2 protein-coding genes and 1 pseudogene are annotated in these 2,197 nt (G+C 65.6%); 1 reads left to right on the top strand and 2 read right to left on the bottom strand.

Going from position 1 to position 2,197, the window contains the following annotated elements; all coding sequences use genetic code 11:
• Positions 1 to 190, bottom strand: a 190-nt coding sequence (locus WAN71_RS19290; RefSeq protein WP_422226866.1) for an ATP-binding protein, incomplete at its 3' end; no start/stop codon positions are given.
• Positions 191 to 1,415: 1,225 nt separating this feature from the next.
• Between WAN71_RS19290 and WAN71_RS19295 the strand changes: the two are divergent.
• Positions 1,416 to 1,590, top strand: a pseudogene (locus WAN71_RS19295) (IS3 family transposase); the annotation flags it as partial.
• A 69-nt stretch (positions 1,591 to 1,659) separates the two neighbouring features.
• On the opposite strand, the gene WAN71_RS19300 reads toward WAN71_RS19295, so the two are convergent.
• A partial coding sequence (locus WAN71_RS19300) for a helix-turn-helix transcriptional regulator (protein ID WP_422226867.1) occupies positions 1,660 to 2,197 on the bottom strand: 538 nt, incomplete at its 5' end.

Genomic DNA, 2,197 nt, shown 5'->3' on the forward strand with positions numbered 1-2,197 from the left:
GTGGATCACACCAGCCGCGCAAAATACTCGTCCGCGCACCCACTCCAGCGAGAAACCGGCGGACAGTGGCGGTTTTGCCCACACCGGCCTCCCCGCGCAGCAACACCAGCCGCCCCCGGCCCCGAGCAGCCTGCCCGGCTAGCCGATCCAGCTCGGCTAGCACCGTCTCGCGTTCCAGCAGGCGCTCCACCCGCCCCGACCTTCCGCCCGGCCCGCGGCACCAGCAGCACAGCGCTGTCGTGCGGTGGATCCGGGCAAACACACGTAAAAATACGGATGCGCCGAGTTAGGTCGAGGGCGCAGGCTAGAAACGGGCGCGTGCGCGGGCGGCTGCCGCGGGCATCAGCTAAACGCACATCGGCTCAGGATGCGGCATTTATCTTAGCCCGCCGGCCCCCGCCACGCGTACCGAATCAGTTAGCCGGGCGATGCTTACCGGCTCGTCGACATTTGTTCGGGACCCCCGATGCCCCACGCACGCACCGATATTCAACCGACGTCCAATACGGAACGGGGTAGCCGGTAAGTAGCTGGGCCGCATCGCCGCGAATTCAGTTGTGCGACCAGGTTTGTTGGCTGTGGCGTCACGAATGTTGCCCGGCTGCGATCTCCATCTCGGGATTGGTCGGCATAAAGGTCGAAGTGTTCGCCACCGCGCGGCGCGGCAACATATGGGAAATTCCGATGCTTTGCGTCCACCCGGCGACGCACACTACCCATCAGGCCCTGCGGGGGCCGACAGTTAGGGTGGGCGTTCCGCTCGTACGCATCTCAACGACACCCAAAGGGCGGCTTGCCATCTCGGCCCCAACGTCATGTGGGCCCAGGGATGAAAGAGGACAGGGGACCCTCGGGCGCCGCATGGTGAGCACCTAAGGGTCCCCCGTCTCGCTGGTGCTCGCGACCACGCTAGGCGACCGGCGCACCACTGTGCTCAGAATCTGGTAAACATCAGATCCCGAAGGCCCCGCTCAGGTCCCGGGGGCAACGGCTGCGGGTTCAACTCGCTTTGGAGCCAGGGAGCTGCTATCCGCACGTCGGGACTCGGGTCAGGTCCCGGGGGCAACGGCTGGGGATTCAACCCGCTTCGGAGCCCCGGGCTGATATCAAAGCCGCGCACAAAGTCTGGATTTACCGGTCCGACCGGCTTTACCGCAACGTTTGTGTCCCCCGGTGCCGCCTCGGCAGGGTCGGCGGTGGTCAACGCGAAAAGTGTCGCGGCGGCGCCGCCGAGCACCAGGACGCCGATCCAGCGCTTGTGCTCATCTTGTAATTGATGGCGGTGGTCATTTTGTTCTCCTTCGGTTGGTCGCCGCTGCCGTTCAGCGACGCTCACCTGTCAAGAGCGGCCACTAGCCGTGATTCGGACACTTTTTGGGTAACTTCTTCGAGTGCCTCCAGTGCGAGGTCGACGCGGCGAGGCGGCGAGAGTGCCGACGGATACCGCCCGCGAGCTAAGCGAGTCACGCCGTAAGCGCCGCGAGCTCGATGCGACGATCGAAATTCTATTGGGCCCGCGGCAAGTCTCTCCGTGCGGGAGTGCGACCCGCTACACCGCTGATGTGCGCGTTCATCGACGAACACCAGCAGTAGTACCGGTCGCAACGATCGGCCAGGCAATGGCAGTGCGCGGTAGTGTTATGCCCCGTCGCAGCGAATTCAGTTGTGCGATCGGGGTTGTTGGCGCGCATAGACGGCGGCTTGGGTGCGGTTGTGCACGCCGAGTTTGGTCAGGATGGCGCCGACGTGGGTGCTCACGGTTCTCGGGCTGATGCCAAGGGCGTTGGCAATGTCGGCGTCGCTGTGGCCGACCGCGAGCAGTTCGAGAATGTCGCGTTGGCGGCTGGTGAGACCATGCGGGTCGGCACTGGTGTCGGTGTGCTGCGAGGGGGTGTGGCCGCGCATATCGTTGAGGCGCTGCTGGGCGCGGCGGGCCGCGGCGCTGGCGCCAAGGCGACGGAACGTGGCAAGGGCCGTTTCGACGGCGGAGATGTCGCCGCGCAGTTGGGCAATGGCGGCGTCGTACGGGCAGCTGCGCGCGGTCCACGCTTCGGCGGCGGCTTGCCACTCACCGCGAATCTCCAACTGGTAAGGGGTGATTGGGTCGTCGGTGGTGATGGGGGCTGCTGGATCACCAGGTAGATATGCCCAGCGTCGTAGGTGCCCGACCAGCCACGGATCGGCGTCGGGCGGTGCC

The organism is Mycobacterium sp. (assembly GCF_049280035.1).
In the GTDB taxonomy this organism is placed as follows: Bacteria; Actinomycetota; Actinomycetes; order Mycobacteriales; family Mycobacteriaceae; genus Mycobacterium.